The organism is Paucisalibacillus globulus (assembly GCF_900184735.1).
Classification (GTDB): Bacteria; Bacillota; Bacilli; order Bacillales; family Amphibacillaceae; genus Ornithinibacillus; species Ornithinibacillus globulus_B.
This window is the reverse complement of the sequence record NZ_LT855402.1, coordinates 1-2025: the sequence shown is the minus strand read 5'-3', so window position 1 is coordinate 2025 and position 2025 is coordinate 1. Positions and strand designations below refer to the sequence as shown.

Annotated in this window: 1 protein-coding gene; it reads right to left on the bottom strand. The window is 38.6% G+C overall.

The genetic code is table 11. The features are described from left to right. Nucleotides 1-150 precede the first annotated feature (150 nt). Nucleotides 151-1638, bottom strand: coding sequence for a sodium/proline symporter PutP (gene putP / locus BN999_RS18075; protein WP_096273790.1), 1488 nt, complete (start codon nt 1636-1638; stop codon nt 151-153). Nucleotides 1639-2025 lie beyond the last annotated feature (387 nt).

Genomic DNA, 2025 nt, shown 5'->3' with positions numbered 1-2025 from the left:
CAGAGCTAAAGCTCTTCCGGGGTCTCACCGATGCCTATCCTCCCGTAGGAGTCTCCGTATATTTCCGGAGCTGATGTGGTGTTTCGTTCAGGTTCTCAACTTATACTTTTAGTTATGTCCCAGCCTCTATCTAGTAGTATTTATAATCTTTTATTTTTCTTCTTTTAGCAGTCTGATAGATTCATCAAATTCTGCTTCAATTTCTGGGTTTGGTTTATAGGTTAGTAAACTAACTACAACTGTTACGATTAAACTAAGTACAAATCCAGGAACTATTTCGTATAACATTCCAGATAAGGCATCTGAACTTCCCCAGATTACTACAGTAACAGCACCAACTACCATACCAGCAAGTGTACCCAGTCCAGTAATTTTTCTCCAGTAAAGTGATAATAGAATTGCTGGACCAAAGGAAGCCCCGAAGCCTGCCCAAGCAAATCCAACTAAATCAAGGATTGTTTCGTTTCTTGTCCAAGCAAAGAACATCGCTGCCGCTGCTACAACAAGGATCGAAATTCTACCCAAGAATACGTATCTAGCTTCCGAAGCATCCTTCTTTACTACTGCTTTATAAAGGTCTTCAATTAATGCAGATGACGTTACAATTAATTGAGATGAAATGGTACTCATGATAGCTGCTAGTACAGCTGCAAGCATGATCCCAGCAATAAATGGATGGAATACAACTTGACCAATTGCGATGAAGATTGCTTCAGGATCTACAAGTGTTTCCCCTGGATTTTGTTGGAAGTAAGCAACACCGATTAGAGCAACCAGAATAGCACCTAATAGTGAAAGAATCATCCAACCAATACCAATTCTTCTTGCTTGCTTCGTCTCTTGAACACTCTTAATCGCCATGAAACGAACGATAATATGTGGTTGTCCAAAATATCCTAAGCCCCAAGCTAGAGAAGAGATAATTCCTGCAGTAGATGCACCTGCAAACAAGCTTAATAATGCCGGGTCAACTGCTTTAATAGAGTCTACAGTCTCTCCAATTCCACCCGTTATAAATACAGCTATTGTCGGAACAAGAATTAGTGCTAAAAACATAATTAAACCTTGAACAGCATCTGTGTAACTAACAGCAAGGAATCCTCCGAATAATGTGTAAGCCACAACAACTGCAGATACAATTAATAATCCACTTTGATAATCTAATCCAAATGAACTTTCAAAGAATACCCCACCTGCAACCATTCCTGAAGATACATAAAATGTGAAGAAGAGTAATATGATGATTCCTGATGCGATACGTAGAATTTTTGAGTTGTCTTTTAATCTATTATCCAAATAACTTGGTATAGTGATAGAGTCATTGGACACTTGTGTGTAAGTACGAAGTCGTGGTGCAACAAACAACCAGTTTAGGTAGGCTCCAATTGTAAGACCAATTGCTAACCATGCCTGATCAAGACCAGAGACATAAATAGCACCTGGTAGCCCCATTAGTAACCAGCCTGACATATCGGCAGCCCCAGCACTAAGTGCAGTTACTCCTGGCCCTAATGAACGTCCTCCTAACATGTAGTCATTTAGATTTGATATACGTCGATATGCATACCAACCAATACCGAGCATGGCTACCATGTAAATAATTATGGCTATTAGCTGATAAATATCTTCACTCGACATAACTTCTCCTCCTTGTTTTTTAGGTCTTTCATCCTAGTAAAAGGTATCAGACCTATATTTTTATATAATCAATGACAAAAAGCCCTTTGACCCTCTAAGAACGAAAACGCTTTCACTTCGCGTTACAGGAAAATGATTTTTGAACATTTCATATATTGTATATAATATATTAGTATTCACTAATCTGTCAAATATTTGTTGATTATTGTCAACTCACTTAAATAATTTTACCTATGTTCTTATGGGAAGGATAATGGGACAAAAAGAGGCTGGGACAAAAGAGTTTTAGTTGATTAAAATCCGAACGAACATGAAAAGCGCATAGACCCGCTCCGGAAATATACTACGCTTTTACTGTCAGCACAGGGGCGACATCTGTTCGAGAGT

Excerpts from the sequence above, each read along its gene's own strand:
- putP (WP_096273790.1), bottom strand. The coding sequence starts at position 1,638 with ATGTCGAGTGAAGATATTTATCAGCTAATAGCCATAATTATTTACATG.